Genomic DNA, 17,936 nt, shown 5'->3' with positions numbered 1-17,936 from the left:
ACATTTTAGATGAACATACCAGCAAATTTAAAGTACACAAAAGATCACGAGTGGGTGAGTATTGAAGGTGATATAGCAACAGTGGGAATCACTGATTTTGCTCAAAAAGAATTAGGTGATATTGTATATGTTGAAGTAGAAACTTTAGATCAAACGCTAGAAAAAGATGAAGTTTTTGGTACAGTTGAAGCTGTAAAAACTGTTTCTGATTTGTTTTTGCCTTTAGCGGGTGAGATTATAGCTTTCAATGATGCTCTTGAATCTACTCCAGAAAGTGTCAATTCAGATCCTTATGGAGCTGGATGGATGATTAAATTAAAGATTTCAAATATGGAAGAAGTGGAGAGTTTGCTTTCTAGCGAATCTTATAATGAATTAATAGGTGCATAAAAAGCTTTATTTTTGGGCAGTCCTAATATGGAGCGGTATTATTAGTTTCTTTTGTTTAGTACAACTGAACGATGTTCCATTAGCCAGTGTTTCAAATATCGATAAATATGTTCACGCCTTTTTTCATTTTGTATTAACTTTTCTCTGCTTTTTAGTTTTAAATAATGAAACTAACATTAAAGGGAATTGGAAACCATTAATCTATTCATTTTTATTTTCTTTACTTTTCGGAATTGGAATAGAAATAGCGCAAGGCTTATTTACCATTACAAGACAATCAGATTTATTTGATGTTTTAGCAAACATAGTAGGAACTGCTTCAGCCATAGTGCTTATATCAATTTATAGGTTATTAAAAAGAAAGTAAAACAATAACAATAGAAAGTCCCAAATGATAATTGGGACTTTTTTTATTTATATAAAATTTCTAATCACTTTATTTAATATTGATTCGAGATAATTTGTACCTTGACATTTAAAATTTCATCATCTACAACTAATATAAAAACAGTGAACATTAAGCAATATCTAGATTCTACCTATTTAAAAACAGCGGAGCAGGCAGGAATTACTGAGCAAGAAAACATTTTGATAGCTCAAGAATTTATTAAAGAAGCAATCACTCAAAATTTTAAGCTTATTATGCTCAGACCTGATAGAGTTGCTTTAGCTAGAAAAATGATTCAAGAGGCAAATTCTATTGTACAGATAGGAACTGTTATTGACTTTCCAGAAGGAAAATCATCGATAGAAGATAAATTGAAAGAAGCCTCACAAGCAATTGAAAGCGGTGCAGACGACTTAGATTTTGTATGTAATTATAATGCATTTAAAAACGGCAATATAGATTTAATAAAGGAAGAAATAGTAAAAGGAACTTCCTTAGGCTTATCAAATGGTAAAGTAGTAAAGTGGATTATCGAGGTAGCAGCTCTTACTGAGAAAGAAATTATTCAATTATGTAGCCTAATTAAAAATGTAGTAGTTTCTAATTTTGAACAAGAGCTTTTCCCTAAAGTTTTTATTAAATCATCAACAGGTTTTTACAAAACGCAAAATAATTTGCCAAATGGCGCAACGATTCCTGTAATAAAAATAATGTTAGATAATGCAGCTCCTCTTCCTGTAAAGGCTGCAGGTGGCGTGCGAAGTTATGAGGAAGCAATTACTATGATTGAATTGGGAGTAAAACGAATTGGTACTTCAGGTGCTTTAGCAATAGCCAATGGTAAAAATACAAATAACAGTTATTAAATGAGTTAGATAATGGACACAAAAAAAAGAGTTTTAGTATTTTTTATATTGCTTTACTCTTTTTCTGTGTATCCTCAGGAAATACAACCCATTGTCGTAAAGTCAGCTATCGTAGAGGAGCGTTTTCCTGTTTTCTCTGATTGTCAAACTTTGCAATTTTCAGACTTAGAGAATTGCTTTTACAACCAACTTCAAGATTTTGTTTTCACAAATTTTGAAGTTCCTATTTCCTTAAAGCGAAGTAATTATAAAACCCAAATTAAAGTGCTTTTTGAAGTAGATGCTGCTGGTGTTTTTAATGTTATTTATGTAGGTGCTATAGGGGAAGAACTAATAGTTGAGACAAAAAGGGTTTTTAATATTATACCTAAAATTCAACCTGCTACTTACAACGGAAGGCCTACTTATGTTAAGTTTACAATGACAATTGATATTCCGTTAAAATCAAAAGCGATTGTTGAAGCGGAAACTTTGGCGCAAGCCGAATTCAAACCCAATCTCATTAAAAATTTAACGGAATTAGATAGGATAGTTTATAAAAAATATGATAATCCAGAATTTAAAAGCAATTTAAATATACCTTTCTCACATAGCTATTATTCTCAATTTGACGAATCATTAAATCAGGTGGGAAGTAATAATCATACGGCATCAAAACCATACACTTACACTGAAGTATCGAAATACTATAATTTAAAATCAGTTAATGAAAATTTAAAAAAAAGAGTATCAAGCTGGTGGGGAAGAAAGTTATGGAATGAAAATACAGTGGTAATTAAAGGTGAAGATTACTGGTTTACACTCAATCCAATATTAGATTTACAGCTTGGTAAATCCGCTGAAAGTGAAGTTTCTTATACCTACGTAAATACACGAGCTATTAATTTTCGTGGGGGTTTAGGTGCAAAACTAAATTTTACTACTACTGTTTTTGAAAGTCAAGGGCGCTTTGCAGATTACTTTAATCGTTATGCGGAAGCTATTAAACCCGCGGGAGGTAATCCAGCGATTATTCCAGGAATGGGAATTGCAAAAAACTTCAAAATTAATTCCTATGATTTTCCTCTAGCAGAAGCCAATCTGACTTTTGTGCCAAGCAAACATATCGATTTACAGTTAGGATATGGTAGAAATTTTATAGGTGACGGATATCGTTCACTTCTCGAAAGTGATGGTGCAAGTCCGTACCCGTTTTTTAAAATAAATACAAAATTCTGGAAAATAAAATATACGAATACCTACATGTGGCTTAAAGACGTGAGTCCCGATGCCACTCTCGAGCGCACTTATGCTACAAAATTTATGGCAAATCATTATTTAAGCTGGAACGTTTCAAATAGATTGAATCTTGGATTTTTTGAATCGGTTGTTTGGAGTAATTCTAATAATAGAGGTTTCGATGCTAGTTTTATAAATCCTATAGTCTTTTATCGCTCAGTAGAATTTGCCTCATCATCAAGAAGTGGAAACGCCATTTTAGGGTTAACGTACAAATATAAATGGAGTAATTACATCAATTTTTACGGGCAATTTATATTAGATGATTTTTCATTAAAAGATTTTAAAAGTGGCGTTAATAACTGGAAGAATAAATATGGCTATCAGTTTGGTGCCAAATATTTTGATGCATTTAAAATTGATAATCTACTATTGCAATTAGAATACAATTATGTTCGTCCTTATGTTTATTCTCATAGTATGCCTATTACAAATTATGGACATAATAACCAAAGCATGGGACATCAATGGGGTGCAAATTTTAAAGAATTTAATATTATTTCTCGATATCACAAGGGACGTTATTTTGCTGATGCAAAAGTTACATTGGGAACACGTGGGTTGGATTTTGACACATTAGAAAATGGATTCAATTATGGTGGAAATATTTATAAAGATTATGATGAAAAAAGAGCCTTTAATGAGGGAGTAAAAGCGGGTCAAGGAAATAAAACCTCTATTTTAATTGCTGATTTGCAAGGAGGCTATTTAATAAATCCAGCAAGTAATCTTAAAATATATGGAAGTTTTATTTATAGAAGCTTAGATCCACAGGAAAATACTACTTCAATATTCAAGGGAAGTACAAATTGGTTTAGTATTGGGCTACGATCTGATGTTTTTAATTGGTATTTTGATTATTAGTGATTATTTCAGTTTTTAATTCCTTTTTATGAATTGTTTTTTGTCAAATCGCTTTTGATGACGTAGTTTTGCAAAAGAATTCATAAAGCAAATAAGTAATAGCATTGAGCGCAACACAAAGTACACTTTCCTTAAAATCGGTTTATGTTGATTTCCGCGAAATCACTAAGGCTAGGCTTGCTGTTAGTGTAGTTTTTTCTTCAATTGCTGGATTTATGCTGGGCATAAATGATTTTCAATCGCTTAATTGGATCGTGTTATTAAAGTTGGCAATTGGTGGCTACTGTATGGTAGGAGCTTCAAATGCCTTTAATCAAGTTATAGAAAAGGATTTAGATGCATTAATGGATCGCACTAAAAACCGACCTGTTCCTACTGGTAGAATGTCTGGCTCAGTTGCTTTATTTGTTGCAAGTTTTTTAACACTCACAGGAATCATATTATTATATACGATCAATCCAAAAACAGCAATGTTTGGAGCGATTTCGATCTTTTTATATACTAGTATTTACACTCCTTTAAAAACAATGACTTCGCTGTCCGTATTTGTAGGTGCTTTTCCAGGAGCAATTCCATTTATGTTGGGTTGGGTGGCTGCAACTGGAGAGTTTGGGATTGAAGCGGGAACTCTCTTTTTAATTCAGTTTTTTTGGCAGTTTCCGCACTTTTGGGCTATTGGTTGGTTTTTATATGACGATTATGAAAAAGCAGGTTTCTTTATGTTACCTACAGGTAAGAAGGATAAGGGAACTGCACTACAAATTATACTTTATACGATCTGGTTAATTTTAGCGTCATTATTACCAGTGTTAGGTTATACGGGTCGTTTGTTTATAACGCCAATCGCAGCAATTGTTGTGTTTTTATTAGGTTTATGGATGCTATTTTATGCAGTTAATCTATATAAATTGAGAACACCAAAAGCGGCACGAACATTAATGTTAGTTAGTGTTTTATATATTACATTATTGCAATTAGTTTATATAATAGATAAATTTTTAAGATAGTTATGGAGATGACAATGACAGTAGAAGAGCAAAAATCTAGAACAGCAAGATCATATAAATTGATTTTATTGTTTTCAATGGTTAGTATGACTATGATGTTTGCAGGGTTAACAAGTGCTTTTGTAGTGAGTAAATCACGTGTGGATTGGTTGAAAGATTTTCAGCTGCCAACTGCCTTTTATTGGAGTACATTAGCGATTATTGGCTGTAGTGCCACTTTTCATTTGGCTAAAAAAGCCATAATGAAGGATGATCAAGGAAAGACAACTCTTTTTCTTTTAACTACATTAGCATTAGGTATTTTATTTGTGGTTTTGCAATTCTTAGGATTTCGACAAATAGTAGATCAAGGTTATTTCTTTACGGGAAGTGGAAGTTCTATAACAACTACTTTTTTATATGTAGTTACCGTAGTACACTTAATTCACCTTGCAGGTGGCGTGCTGGCGCTTTTAATAATAATTTATAATCATTTTAAACAAAAATACAATTCATCTCAAACCCTTGGAATTGAACTAGGTGCAATGTACTGGCACTTTTTAGACATATTATGGGTTTATTTGTTTTTATTTTTATATTTCTTTAAATAAGAAAAAAACGTAAATTTGTAGACTTTTTAACGAATAACATTTATGGAATCGACAGTTACTACTGCTAATAGTGGAGAAAGAATTTGGAGTGGCAATAATGAGCCAATGGGTGCAAATTACGGCAAATTAATGATGTGGTTTTTTATCGTATCTGATGCTTTAACGTTCTCGGGATTTCTTGCGGCTTATGGATTTTCCAGATTTAAGTTTATCGAAACATGGCCTATTGCTGATGAGGTGTTTACACACTTTCCATTTTTTCACGGTGTTGATGCTCCTATGTATTATGTTGCATTAATGACCTTTATTTTAATTTTTTCATCTGTAACAATGGTTTTAGCCGTTGACGCAGGGCATCAAATGAAAAAAAGTAAGGTTGTTGTTTATATGTTCTTAACTATTGTTGGTGGTATGATTTTCGTAGGTTCTCAAGCTTGGGAGTGGAAAAATTTTATCAAAGGTGAGTATGGAGCGATAGAAACTACAGGTGGAGGCTTACTACAGTTTGTTGATAAAGATGGTAAACGTGTCGCGCTAGCCGATTTCGCCACCGATTTAAAAGGGGATCGTGAGCAACTGACTAGAAGTAAGGGAATGTGGTTTATGGACGAGGCACCATTAGCAACTTACACCGTTTCAGAAATTCAAGCTGGTTTTAAAGCGCATCCTGAATTATTAATTAGAACTGAAGTAGTTACTAAAGAAAAGAAAAAAACAATTCTTTCAAGATCAGAGTCAGAGGCAAGATTAGGTGAGGCTCGTTATGTAATAGAAGGTGCTAATCTTGTTCGAAATGAATATGGTAATAAATTATTTGCTAATTTCTTTTTCTTTATTACGGGCTTTCACGGTTTTCACGTTTTCACTGGTGTGATCATCAATATTATCATATTCTTTAACGTGCTTGTTGGAACTTACGAAAAGAGAAGAAGTTATGAGATGGTAGAAAAAGTGGGTTTATATTGGCACTTTGTCGATTTAGTTTGGGTTTTTGTATTTACAGTTTTTTATCTAGCTTAATTTTATATATTAATCATTATGTCACACGTACACGTATCCAATACAGGTAGAATCTGGAAGGTTTTTGCAATATTATCAGCTGTTACTATAATTGAAGTTTTCTTGGGTATTATCAAACCAGATTTTCTTTTTATGACTGATTTTTTAGGTATGAATTTACTTAACTGGATCTTTTATGCACTAACTGTTTATAAAGCGTACTATATTGTTTGGGCTTTTATGCATATAGAAGGCGAAACTAGTACTTTAAGAAGTTCAGTTGTTTACCCACTTATTTTCCTGATTTTATATTTACTCTTCATACTTTTAACCGAAGGTCATTATATATATGAGGTTTTTAAAAATTCTAGTATTACATGGAATTTTTAATTAATAATTAATTCTTAAAGAGGGTATCTGTTTTAGCGGGTACCTTTTTTTATACACTATAATTGCGGTACTGTATCAATTAGAAATTGGATTAGCATTTTAGGTAATAATTTTTGATATACGTTTTAACTAGCTTTTAGAGTATTAATCAAATTCGAAAAATATAAAAAATGAAAAAAAATATTGTTCTTTTTGTGCTTTTTGTATTGCCTATTGTTGCCTATCTATTTTTTGCATCAGGAGTAAATGGATATACAAAACTACCAACATTAAAAGAGAATACGGCTGAGTTTGGCAATTGGAAATCATTGAATGGTGATAAAGTGTCTTTAAATGGAAAAATTACTATTATTGGTTTTTCAGGATACGATCTTTTAAACAATAGAGGAAACTTGTTTAATTTAAATCAAAAGATTTATCAAACCTATCACAAATTTAGAGATGTTCAGTTTGTTTATTTATGTCCTATAGGTACTGAGGATGACGCTAGAAAAGTCATTGAAGCATTAGGAGCATTTACTGATATGGCACAATGGAAGTTTGTTTTTGCTCCGCCAGAAGATATCAAAACATATTACTTTCAATTAGGTTTGGTAGAAAAGTTAGATGACAAAATAGGTACGTCAAAGATTTATATTATTGATAAAAAAAGAAATCTTCGTGGTCGTAAAAAGGATAATGATAGTAAAGAAGGTTATAACACATTTCACCCTGCTGAACTTAGCAATGAAATGAAAGATGATTTTAAAATTATTCTTTATGAATATCGTGCTGCATTTAAGAAAAATAATAACGCAAGTAGAAAAATTTAATTTCATAACTCATGCTTAAAAATAAATCTTACATAGGCATTTCATTTATAATATTGCTTTTTGGTATTTATGCTATTCCTAAAATAGTGGAAAGATTCCAAAATGGTAGTATCGTTAAAGGCGACAGATTAGATCGAGTATCGCCTAAACCAACTGGTGATGCTAAATTAGTTAAAATTGGAGCTGTTCCAAATTTTGAATTAATCAATCAAGACAATAAAACAATCACTAATGAAACGTATAAAGGAAAGGTTTACGTTTTAGAGTTTTTCTTTACAAAATGTCCTACAATTTGTCCAAAGATGAATGAAAGCATGCTTATTTTAGAAAAGACTTTCTTTGGGAATCCAAATTTTGGTATTGTGTCAATCACAATTGATCCTATAAATGATACGCCTAAAGCTTTAAAAGAACATGCTGAATTTCTGGGTGTTAAGTCGTCAAATTGGAATTTTTTGACGGGAGATAAAGAGTATATTTTCAATTTAGCTAATAAAGGTTTTAATCTTTATGCGGGAGAAAATAAAAAAGTGGCTGGTGGATTTGAACATTCTGGTTTGTTTGCATTAGTTGATAAAGAGGGAAACATTCGATGTAGAAATGACGATTTTGGTAATCCTATTTTATATTATGATGGTTTGGACAAAATAGGAGTAAGGAACTTACAACAGGACATTAATGTTTTATTAAAGGAATAATAATGGAGAACATATCATTAGAACAAAAATATAATAAATTAATAATTGCAGTTTCAATATTGATTCCTGTTGTAGTCGCAATTCTTTTTGGAATCAAATTAAAAGATTTTGGGTTTGATGTAGAGCCTTTGACGTTTTTACCCCCTATATATGCAACAACCAATGGCATTACTGCTTTGTTGTTAGTTGCAGCGGTAGTAGCAATTAAGAATGGTAAAAAGAAAGCTCATCAAAGCTTAATGACAACGGCAATTGCTCTATCTGTTGCCTTTCTAGTTATGTATGTTGCTTATCACATGACTTCTGATTCAACAAAATTTGGTGGTGAAGGAACTATAAAGTATATCTATTTTTTCATATTAATCACACATATAATCTTATCTATTATTATTATACCAATGGTTTTAATCACTTATGTTAGAGCATTAGCTAAAACATTTGACAAACATAAAAAAATAGCTAGAATCACTTTTCCTATTTGGTTGTATGTTGCCGTTACTGGTGTAATTGTATTTATAATGATATCTCCTTATTATGCAAAATAAAATCAAAATTAGTACTAAGAAGTCTGTATTGTATACGATGCTTCTTTTATTTAGTCTGTCTTCAGTGCAAATGAATGCTCAATGTGCAATGTGTCGTGCCGCGCTGACAAGTGAGGGCAATACCGTAAAAGCCGAAGCAATCAATGATGGTATTGTTTATTTAATGGTTATACCTTATATACTGGTGGCTGGAATTGGTTTTGCAGTTTATAGAATGAAAAAAAATAAAGCAAGTTAGATTTTGGGAAGTAGTAGTAAGCATTCAATTATTATTACAATCCATTAACTGAAACTTTAACATCGCCTCCTATTTGTAAAAATGCTATAATAGCTTGATTGGTCAATTGAAATTTTTTAAATTGAATGTCATTCATCTTTCCATTTATAAAAACGCCTTTCATAGGAGAATAATTTTTTAGGTAACTCATCATATTTTTCTGACCTTCTGCTAGATTAGGTTGTATCGAATAACGACAATTTTGTTCTATTTTTTTTAAAATTAAACTTTCGGCGAGCCAATTTGCGGTGCGCATTAATTTATTTTTTGTATTCAAAACGTAATCTAATTGCTCAAAATAAATTTCCTTAGTTTGGTTGTTGTATTTAGGAAAGCCAGAGAGATATACTGTTCCATTGACAGACCCCAACAAATCTAATGCGATTATCATTTTTCCTGCTTTATGCCAAATCGTAACTTTTTCTACTTTAACTTTTTTAGATCCAGATCCAAATTCCTGTCCAATAAAATTTTTAGTCATAATTTTAGAAGCTTCACTGTAATTTGAAATAGCAACAATATTGGCAATTACATTTTCTGGAATTTTAGACACTGATTTGACAATTATTTTTGAACCATTAAATTTAGATTCTGGTTTTTGGCCTACAATGGTTTCCATAGTGCATTTCATTCCCATTTCTAAAATAAAAGTATCATTTTTCAATCTGGCATTAGTGGAATAAATTTCAAGTGGTGTCACTCGCAGCCAAGTATTGTATTCCTCACTCATTCGAAGCGGTGCACTTATTTTTTCAAGTGCCATTAGTACATTTGGTTTAAAATCCATTGACTTCGATATTGACTCATCAATTTTACTTTCTATTTTAGATTTAAAGATTTTTATAGTTGGATTAATCAAATAGGTTATAGGCATATTTTTGCCAAATACAGTCATAGTTGGATTTTCATTCCAGTTTAGTGATTTGAGTTCCGTTTTAGTGGCTAAATTCCAGTTTATCAATGTCACATCACTTACTAAAGTTACAAGGCCGTTGAGCTGAAATTCTCTTGTATCGTATAATTCAATTCCCATTTTCTTGGTGCCAACCCTATATTTTACTGTTGCCTTCAATGGTAATACGGTTGTGATTTTATTTCCCTTTTCAGCAGTCTTGTTGTTTATAGTTATGGGTGCAAGTTTCCAGACTTTCATTTCAATATCATCATCTTCTATGTTATTGTCTTCATATATGAGCCCGTTTAAAAGTGAATTGGTTTGATTTTCAATATCTTTTAGTTTTACACTTACAGGCATATTTATAAATGACGGATTGCTTTCATAAATAAGTGGTGTTGCATCATCAGGCTCTGGTTTTAAAGCATCTATTTTATTGATCGTGCTGCAACTTATAACTGTAAAAAGTAATGTAAGAATTAGCGATTGGATTGTTAGCTTTGCCATTGAGATATTAATTAAGTTGGTAAAATTAACAAAAGAATTCTTTTTCTAAAATTTTTTGTAACAAATGCCTGTTTAGAAAGTCTAATAGTTTTATAATTAATTTGTGCTTAAAATATTTTGTAATATTTCGTGCATCTTTATTAGAAAAAGTTAAATTTGTTTTGCAGTGATGCTGCACTTTTATTCAAAATGATATGAAAAAAAGAATTTTTATTAGTTTTATTACCGTCGTAACGTTCTCTATTAGTTCGCGTGCTCAAAGTAAAGTGTGGACATTACAAGAATGTGTAACTTATGCAATAGAGAATAATATTTCCATCAAACAAACCGAATTAGACACTAAAACTGCAGTAATTGATAGAAAAGGTGCCATTGGTAATTTCCTTCCTTCCTTAAATGCAAGTGCTTCTCATTCTTGGAATATTGGTTTAAACCAAGATATTACAACAGGTCTTTTGAGAAATCAGACCACTCAGTTTACTTCTGTTGGTGCCAATGTGGGAGTGGATATCTACAACGGTTTACAAAACCAAAACACTTTACGAAGAGCTAATCTTTCTATTGTAGCTGCTAAATACCAGTTATTAAAAATGCAAGAAGATGTTGCCTTAAATGTGGCCAATGCATTTTTACAAGTACTATTTAATAAAGAAAATTTAAATGTGCAACAACAACAATTAAGTATCAATCAAAAACAATTTATAAGATCTGAAGCATTAGTAAAAGCAGGATCAATTCCTCGTGGAGATCTATTAGATATAAAGGCTACACTAGCCTCTAACAATCAAAATATTATTGCTGCGGAAAATGCACTTCTAATCTCCAAACTGAGTTTAGCACAACTATTACAGCTGAAAGAATTTGAAAATTTTGATGTAGTCGATGACATCATGGTTAAGGATGAAAATAATATTTTAGATCAAACTCCTAACGCAATTTTAGACAAGGCCAAAGAAGAGAGAACAGAATTAAAAATTGCTAGAACAAATTTAGAGATTTCTCAAAAAAATGTTGCAATTGCAAAAGGTGCTTTACAACCTACTTTACAAGGTTTTTATGGGTTTAATAGTCGTGTTTCTTATGCTGATGGACCGTTATTTGATTCTACGGGTAATTTAATAGGTGTTAGAAGTCCGGCACCATTTTTCAATCAGTTTAGCAATAATAAAGGACAATCTTTTGGCGTGCAATTGTCAGTTCCTATTTTTAATGGCTTTTCGATTAGAAATAATGTGGATCGTGCAAATGTCAATTTGGAGAGATCAAAAATTGCCGTTGAACAACAAGATTTAGATCTTCAAAGAAATGTTTTTACCGCTTTCGCCGATGCCAAAGGAGCTTTAAATGCTTATGAATCATCTGTTATTGCAGTGGAGGCGAGGCAAGGAGCTTACGATTACGCAAAAGAGAAATATGATGTTGGTTTAATGAATGCTTTTGATTTTAATCAGTCTCAAACGCTATTAACTAATTCACAATCTGAAGTACTTAGAACCAAATACGATTACATTTTCAAAATCAAAATATTAGAATTCTATTTTGGAATTCCTCTTATCAAAAACTAATTTATCATGTCAAAGAAAACAATTTATATTTTAATAGGTGTAGCAGTAGTAATTATCGCTGGTTTAGTAATACTTTCTAAAACTGGGGTTATAGGTAACAAAGACAATAGTACTGAAATTGAAGTTGCGCAGGTTAACCCAATGACAATTATAGAAACAGTTTCGGCCACTGGAAAAATTCAACCTGAAATTGAAGTTAAAATTTCATCTGAAGTATCTGGCGAAATTATTTCTTTAAACGTAAAAGAAGGTCAAGTTGTGAAAAAGGGAGATTTATTAGTTAAAATAAATCCTGATTTATACACCTCGGGTTACAATCGCTCACTTTCAAATTTATCTGGGACTAAAGCTAATTTAAGTCAAGCCGATGCTTCTTTTAAAGAGTCTAAATCGAATTATGATAGAAATAAAACATTATTTGATAAAGGAATAATTTCAAAAGCAGATTGGGATAAATCAGTTGGTTCTTATGAAGTGGCCAAAGCAGCCAAGCAAAATGCGTATTTTAATGTAGAAAGCGCCTCAGCTACGGTAAATGAAGCAAAGGACAATCTAGGGCGTACAACAATTTACGCTCCTGCAGATGGTACCATTTCAATGCTAAATGTAGAGTTAGGAGAACGAGTGCTAGGAACACAGCAAATGACTGGAACCGAAATACTAAGAGTTGCCAACTTAAACAATATGGAAGTTGAAGTGGATGTTAATGAAAATGATATCGTAAAAATCAAAGTAGGTGATGAAGCTAATGTTGAAGTAGATGCCTATTTAAAAAAGCAATTTAAAGGAACTGTAACTAGTATATCTAATTCTGCAAGTTCAGCTTTAACTGCGGATCAAGTCACTAATTTTAAAGTTAAAGTTAGAATCCTTAAAGAGTCCTATCAAGATTTATTAGAGGGAAGGGCAGATACATATTCACCTTTTAGACCTGGAATGACAGCAACGGTAGATATTATTACAAAAACAAAAAGCAATGTTTTATCCGTTCCAATTAGTTCTGTAGTTATCAAATCAGATACAACAGCAGTTAAAGGAGTTGTTGTTGTTGATGAGAATGATGATAAAAATGATAAGCCAAAAAGTGATAAAAAATTTGAATGTGTATTTGTAAAGGTTGGAGATAAGGCAAAGATCCGCGTTATTAAAACTGGAATACAGGATGATACAAATATTGAAGTCCTAACTGGACTCAAGAAAGGGGATGTTGTCATAACTGGTCCATACTCAACGGTAACTAAGGATTTAAATTCAGGAGATAAAGTGTCACTTAAAAGTGATAATGACAAAGCCAAAAGCAAAAAATAATCTTAAATTATAGTATTTTTGTAAATCACAATTATAAATATTTATTTATAATTGTGATTTATATTTTATAATAAAATCGCAAATTGGAATACATACTAAACATTGAAACTGCCACAAAAAATTGTTCTGTCTCGCTAGCAAAGAAAGGTCAAACACTTTTTTTTAGAGAAATAGCAGATGAAGGCTACTCCCATGCGGAACGACTACACGTTTTTATAGAGGAAGTTATTGCAGAAGCTGGAATTACTTTAAATGATTTAGTGGCTGTTGCAGTAAGTCAAGGTCCTGGATCCTATACAGGTTTAAGAATAGGAGTTTCTGCGGCAAAAGGTTTTTGCTTTGCCTTAGGAATTCCATTGATTGCAATTGATACTTTACAAGTTTTAGCTTCTCAGATAGATATTAACGATGGAATAATAATTCCTATGATTGATGCGCGTAGAATGGAAGTGTTTAGCGCAATTTTTAGTCCACAGTTACAAAAAATAAGAGATACGCAAGCTGAAATTATCAGTGAGGATTCGTTTGAGGAAATAAAAGAAAAAATATATTTTGTTGGAGATTGCGCAACAAAATGTAAATTAGTTCTCAATAATGCAAATTTTGTATTTTTAGAAAATAGTAAATATCCATCGGCAAAGGAAATGAGTATTTTGAGTTATAATAAATTCAAAGTAAACGACATTGTTGATGTAGCTTACTTTGAACCTTATTATCTAAAGGACTTTATGATCAGTTCTCCAAAGCAATTATAATAGATAGTTAAATTTTCGCTTCAGTTCTAAGAATTAGTTATCTCATTTTTTTTAGAAAATTCTTTTACATAAGGTTGTATAATGATTCCGGCATTATCAAAAGCTTGTTTACAGTTTTGTAGGGTATCCGCGTAAACACCCCAAAAATCTTCGCGATTTGCCCAAGGTCTAACCGCTAATTGTATAGAACTATCGGTCAAACTTTTTACAGAAACATCGGGCGCTGGAGTCAACAACACTTTTGGATTATTTTTTAAAACCGCAATAATAATATCCTTCGCTTCTTTAATATTCGTTTCGTACGAAATTGCAATAGTCAAATCCGCTCTTCTAATTTTCTCCATTGAATAATTAATTATATTGCCATTAGATAAAGACCCATTTGGAATGAAAACGGTTTGATTATTTGTGGTAATCAACTTAGTTATAAAAATTTGAATTTCACAAACAGTTCCACTTACTCCCTGGCCTTCAATAAAATCTCCTACTTTAAAAGGTTTAAAAAGGATGATGAGCACACCTCCTGCAAAATTAGAAAGTGAGCCTTGAAGCGATAGACCCACTGCCAAGCCCATTGCTCCTAAAATAGCAACAAATGATGAAGTTTCAATACCCAGCTTAGATATAAATGTTACAAATAACAAAACTCGTAATGACCACAGTAAAAGATCAGCTAAAAATTTAGTTAAGGTAGGCTCTAAATTTCTTTTAATCATTATCTTTCTGATAAATCTATTAATAAGACGGATAGCATAAAGCCCTACAAATAAAATTAGAAATGCTGAAATCAATCTTGGTGAATAATCGATCAACACCTTTATGAAATGACTTGCATAATCAGTAACTTGTTCTGGAATAATTTTCATTTTTTTCTAAATAAAAAACCTTCCCACTGGAGAAGGTTTTATTAATACCGTAAAAGAATAATTTTATTTAAACGGTTAAGCTATGCTTATTCTTTTTAATTCTAATTTAATCAGCTAATTTCTAATTTAGCAAAAAAAATCCTGGGTGGTAAATCAAATCTTATAAAGATTTAATACCTATTTTTTTAGGATTATGGAAATTAACCATTTACTGCTTCAACTTTTATACTTTCATCGTTCAACATGCTTTTTAGCATATTTTCAATTCCGCTTTTCAGTGTAAATGTTGAAGATGGACAGCCACTACAAGCTCCTTGTAAAATCACTTTTACCGTTTTTTCATTCTCGTCATAAGATTCAAAAGCAATATTTCCTCCATCAGCTTGTACAGCGGGTTTTACATATTCTTCTAAAATATTAATAATTTGCTGTGAAGTAACATCTAAATTATCAAATTCTTTCGCCTTAATTTCTTCTTTAGCAGTTTCAGTAGCTACATAATTTTCATCTAAAACTTCACCGCCGTTTTCAATATATTGTTTTATAAAACTTCTCAATTCTAGGGTTATTTCTTGCCAATCATTAATTTCATATTTTGTAACCGAAATATAATTTTCATCAATAAAAATCTCTTTAACGTACGGGAATTTAAAAAGCTCTTTTGCTAATGGAGAAGCCTTAGTTTGATCTATATTTTTAAACTCAATTGGAGTTTTTGTTAGCATTTTACTAACTACAAATTTCAAAGCTGATGGATTAGGTGTTGTTTCACCATATACTGTTACAGGCTGTTTTTTAGCTTTATTTTCATCAACTTTAATAATAGTTCCTCCGTCATTTAGGAATTTTTCCATCTGTTCTGCAACTGCATCTTTAACATCGTCCCATTCAACAATACTATATTTTTCTACCGCAATGAAATTTCCAGAGATATATATCGTTTTTACAAAAGGTAAATAAAATAATTGTTGTGCTAATGGCGAATTTTTAGCTTCATCTATATTTTTAAATTCAAAACTTTCATTTTGAGTAATGAACTCTTGAAATTCAAACTTTAATATAGTAGGGTTTTGCGTTTCTTTTATGGTAACTTTGTTCATGTTTTTTTAAATTTATACAAATTTACTAAAGTTATTTTCGATGAATAACTATATTTGTTTTTTTAATGAATAAATTAACTATTATTTAATATCAGGTTAAATTTTTTTTTAGCAATGTTACTTTTTCAAATGATCATTAATCAATAGGTTACTTAAAATTATTTCGATGCACCAAAAATTTAAAATTTTAGCACTGCTATTCTTAATATCATTCTTTTCTTTCGCACAGGAGGGTATTCCCGTATATTCTGATTACTTGTCAGATAATTATTATTTGATTCATCCATCGATGGCGGGAGCCGCCAATTGTGACAAGATTAGACTTACCGGTCGTAAACAATGGTTTGATCAGTCCGATGCGCCAGAATTACAAACACTTAGCTACAATGCAAGAGTAGGTGAGAATACAGGCGCAGGAATAATACTTTTTAATGATAAAAATGGATATCACTCTCAAAAAGGGGTGAAATTTACTTATGCTTATCACTTAATGTTTTCTCGGGATGAGATTGATTTAAACCAATTATCTTTTGGTATGAGTGCTGGATTTATTCAAAGTCAATTGGATGAAACTGAGTTTTTATTATCAGGTGACTATGATCGCATCATAAATGGTACAATTGTTCAAAAAGATTCTTATTTTAATGTTGATATTGGATCATCTTATAATTTTTTAGATTTTTATGCACACGCCACTGTTAAAAATGTGATAGAAACCAGAAGGAATATTTATACTGAATATGAAAGTGATAATTTAAGGAAATATTTATTAAGTGCTGGATACGTTTTTGGAGACAGTGATAAAGTTTTATGGGAGCCATCACTCTTATTTCAAATGGTCGAAAAAACTAGAGAAAAGGCTATCGATATTAATCTAAAAGCATACAAGAATCTTGATTTTGGGCGCATTTGGGCTGGATTATCGTATCGAAGAAGTTTTGATAGTGCTGAATATACAAACGGTGGTAAAATTGCAACTCAAAATTTACAATATATAACTCCTATAGTAGGTGTTAATTATAATAAATTTATGTTTGCCTATACCTATTCACAATTATCAGGTGCAGTTAAATTTGATAATGGTGGCTATCACCAAATAACATTAGGAATCGATTTATCTTGTAGACGTGCTAAATACGATTGTAAATGTCCCGCAATTAATTAACATCCATAAAAATTTATGTTGATAAGATCTATTAATGGTAAAACGCCTCTTATTCCCGAAGATTGTTATGTAGCTGAAAATGCAACAATTGTAGGCGATGTAACTTTTGGTGCTAATTGTAGTGTATGGTTTAATGCTGTCATCAGAGGCGATGTGAATTTTATTAGAATAGGGAATAAAGTGAATATACAAGATGGAGCAATCATTCACTGTACTTATCAAAAACATCCAACTATTATAGGCAACAATGTTTCTATTGGTCATAATGCAATTGTACATGGCTGCGTAGTACATGACAATGTGCTTATAGGTATGGGTTCTATTGTCATGGACAACTGTATTATAGAAAGCAACTCGATTATAGCAGCAGGTGCTGTTATAACACAAAATACTATTGTCACTTCTGGTAGCATTTGGGCTGGTGTTCCTGCAAAAAAAATTAAAGATATAGATCAATCCAATTTTGCTGGAGAAATAGATCGTATTGCTAATAATTACGTTCTATATTCCAGTTGGTTTAAATAAAACTTGAATTCAACTTATAAATGCAACTTTTGAGAAAAGAGTTGCAAGTATATTAAATTTTTACAGAAAGAGAGAAAAGAAAATAAATTCTTTTCCCCTTTGCTGAATGGATAAAATTTTCGTACTTGCTCCTCGACCAAAATTCA

The 17,936-nt window shown here is 31.4% G+C and carries 20 protein-coding genes; 17 read left to right on the top strand and 3 right to left on the bottom strand.

Annotation, left to right across the window (positions count from 1 at the left end; translation table 11 throughout):
* Positions 1-9 precede the first annotated feature (9 nt).
* From gcvH to RCH18_RS00045, 12 genes are all read left to right on the top strand, one after another.
* A complete protein-coding gene (gene gcvH / locus RCH18_RS00100; RefSeq protein WP_326934720.1) occupies positions 10-390 on the top strand; it encodes a glycine cleavage system protein GcvH in 381 nt (126 codons plus the stop codon).
* Positions 383-757 (top strand): VanZ family protein, encoded by a 375-nt coding sequence (locus RCH18_RS00095; RefSeq protein ID WP_326934719.1) that lies wholly within the window; start codon positions 383-385, stop codon positions 755-757. Before gcvH ends, RCH18_RS00095 begins: the two co-directional genes overlap by 8 nt.
* A 143-nt stretch (positions 758-900) precedes the next feature.
* Entirely contained in the window at positions 901-1,644 is a 744-nt protein-coding gene (deoC, locus tag RCH18_RS00090) for a deoxyribose-phosphate aldolase (protein ID WP_326934718.1), read from the top strand.
* 12 nt (positions 1,645-1,656) lie between these two features.
* Positions 1,657-3,786 carry a gliding motility protein RemB gene (locus RCH18_RS00085; protein ID WP_326934717.1) on the top strand — a complete coding sequence of 710 codons (2,130 nt, stop codon included), beginning with the start codon at positions 1,657-1,659 and terminating at the stop codon, positions 3,784-3,786.
* A gap of 104 nt (positions 3,787-3,890) precedes the next feature.
* Entirely contained in the window at positions 3,891-4,793 is a 903-nt protein-coding gene (cyoE, locus tag RCH18_RS00080; RefSeq protein ID WP_326934716.1) for a heme o synthase, read from the top strand.
* A 2-nt stretch (positions 4,794-4,795) separates the two neighbouring features.
* Positions 4,796-5,383 carry a cytochrome c oxidase subunit 3 gene (locus tag RCH18_RS00075; RefSeq protein WP_326934714.1) on the top strand — a complete coding sequence of 196 codons (588 nt, stop codon included), beginning with the start codon at positions 4,796-4,798 and terminating at the stop codon, positions 5,381-5,383.
* A 42-nt stretch (positions 5,384-5,425) separates the two neighbouring features.
* Positions 5,426-6,403 carry a cytochrome c oxidase subunit 3 gene (locus RCH18_RS00070; protein ID WP_326934713.1) on the top strand — a complete coding sequence of 326 codons (978 nt, stop codon included), beginning with the start codon at positions 5,426-5,428 and terminating at the stop codon, positions 6,401-6,403.
* 18 nt (positions 6,404-6,421) lie between these two features.
* Positions 6,422-6,772 (top strand): cytochrome C oxidase subunit IV family protein, encoded by a 351-nt coding sequence (locus tag RCH18_RS00065; protein ID WP_326934712.1) that lies wholly within the window; start codon positions 6,422-6,424, stop codon positions 6,770-6,772.
* A gap of 170 nt (positions 6,773-6,942) precedes the next feature.
* Positions 6,943-7,584, top strand: a complete 642-nt coding sequence (locus RCH18_RS00060; protein ID WP_326934711.1) for a hypothetical protein — start codon at positions 6,943-6,945, stop codon at positions 7,582-7,584.
* Between the two features lie 11 nt (positions 7,585-7,595).
* A complete protein-coding gene (locus tag RCH18_RS00055; protein ID WP_326934710.1) occupies positions 7,596-8,282 on the top strand; it encodes an SCO family protein in 687 nt (228 codons plus the stop codon).
* Between the two features lie 2 nt (positions 8,283-8,284).
* Entirely contained in the window at positions 8,285-8,827 is a 543-nt protein-coding gene (locus tag RCH18_RS00050; protein ID WP_326934709.1) for a DUF420 domain-containing protein, read from the top strand.
* A gap of 70 nt (positions 8,828-8,897) precedes the next feature.
* Positions 8,898-9,065: a hypothetical protein gene (locus RCH18_RS00045; RefSeq protein ID WP_442788130.1), complete on the top strand. Its 168-nt coding sequence runs from the start codon at positions 8,898-8,900 to the stop codon at positions 9,063-9,065.
* A 34-nt stretch (positions 9,066-9,099) separates the two neighbouring features.
* Here RCH18_RS00045 and RCH18_RS00040 read toward each other — a convergent pair whose 3' ends face one another.
* On the bottom strand, positions 9,100-10,506 hold the full coding sequence (locus tag RCH18_RS00040; protein ID WP_326934708.1) for a DUF4403 family protein: 1,407 nt from the start codon (positions 10,504-10,506) through the stop codon (positions 9,100-9,102).
* A gap of 194 nt (positions 10,507-10,700) precedes the next feature.
* On the opposite strand from RCH18_RS00040, the gene RCH18_RS00035 reads away from it, so the two are divergent.
* The 3 genes from RCH18_RS00035 (at position 10,701) to tsaB (ending at position 14,134) form a co-directional block, all read left to right on the top strand.
* On the top strand, positions 10,701-12,071 hold the full coding sequence (locus RCH18_RS00035) for a TolC family protein (protein WP_326934707.1): 1,371 nt from the start codon (positions 10,701-10,703) through the stop codon (positions 12,069-12,071).
* 6 nt (positions 12,072-12,077) lie between these two features.
* Positions 12,078-13,379 (top strand): efflux RND transporter periplasmic adaptor subunit, encoded by a 1,302-nt coding sequence (locus tag RCH18_RS00030; protein ID WP_326934706.1) that lies wholly within the window; start codon positions 12,078-12,080, stop codon positions 13,377-13,379.
* Between the two features lie 83 nt (positions 13,380-13,462).
* Positions 13,463-14,134: a tRNA (adenosine(37)-N6)-threonylcarbamoyltransferase complex dimerization subunit type 1 TsaB gene (gene tsaB, locus RCH18_RS00025; protein WP_326934705.1), complete on the top strand. Its 672-nt coding sequence runs from the start codon at positions 13,463-13,465 to the stop codon at positions 14,132-14,134.
* A 26-nt stretch (positions 14,135-14,160) separates the two neighbouring features.
* Here the strand turns inward: tsaB and RCH18_RS00020 are convergent, their stop codons facing one another.
* Both RCH18_RS00020 and RCH18_RS00015 read right to left on the bottom strand, forming a co-directional pair.
* Positions 14,161-15,000 carry a mechanosensitive ion channel family protein gene (locus tag RCH18_RS00020; protein ID WP_326934704.1) on the bottom strand — a complete coding sequence of 280 codons (840 nt, stop codon included), beginning with the start codon at positions 14,998-15,000 and terminating at the stop codon, positions 14,161-14,163.
* A gap of 200 nt (positions 15,001-15,200) precedes the next feature.
* Positions 15,201-16,100 (bottom strand): NifU family protein, encoded by a 900-nt coding sequence (locus RCH18_RS00015; RefSeq protein WP_326934703.1) that lies wholly within the window; start codon positions 16,098-16,100, stop codon positions 15,201-15,203.
* 166 nt (positions 16,101-16,266) lie between these two features.
* On the opposite strand from RCH18_RS00015, the gene RCH18_RS00010 reads away from it, so the two are divergent.
* The gene (locus RCH18_RS00010; RefSeq protein WP_326934702.1) at positions 16,267-17,265 is read left to right on the top strand and encodes a PorP/SprF family type IX secretion system membrane protein; all 999 of its coding nucleotides are present in this window, start codon (positions 16,267-16,269) and stop codon (positions 17,263-17,265) included.
* A gap of 15 nt (positions 17,266-17,280) precedes the next feature.
* A complete protein-coding gene (locus tag RCH18_RS00005) occupies positions 17,281-17,790 on the top strand; it encodes a gamma carbonic anhydrase family protein (protein ID WP_326934701.1) in 510 nt (169 codons plus the stop codon).
* Positions 17,791-17,936: the final 146 nt, after the last annotated feature.

Source organism: Flavobacterium sp. PL11, from assembly GCF_035985025.1.
GTDB lineage: Bacteria > Bacteroidota > Bacteroidia > Flavobacteriales > Flavobacteriaceae > Flavobacterium.
Note: the sequence above shows the minus strand (reverse complement) of the source record. Positions and strands in the feature narration are given on the sequence as shown.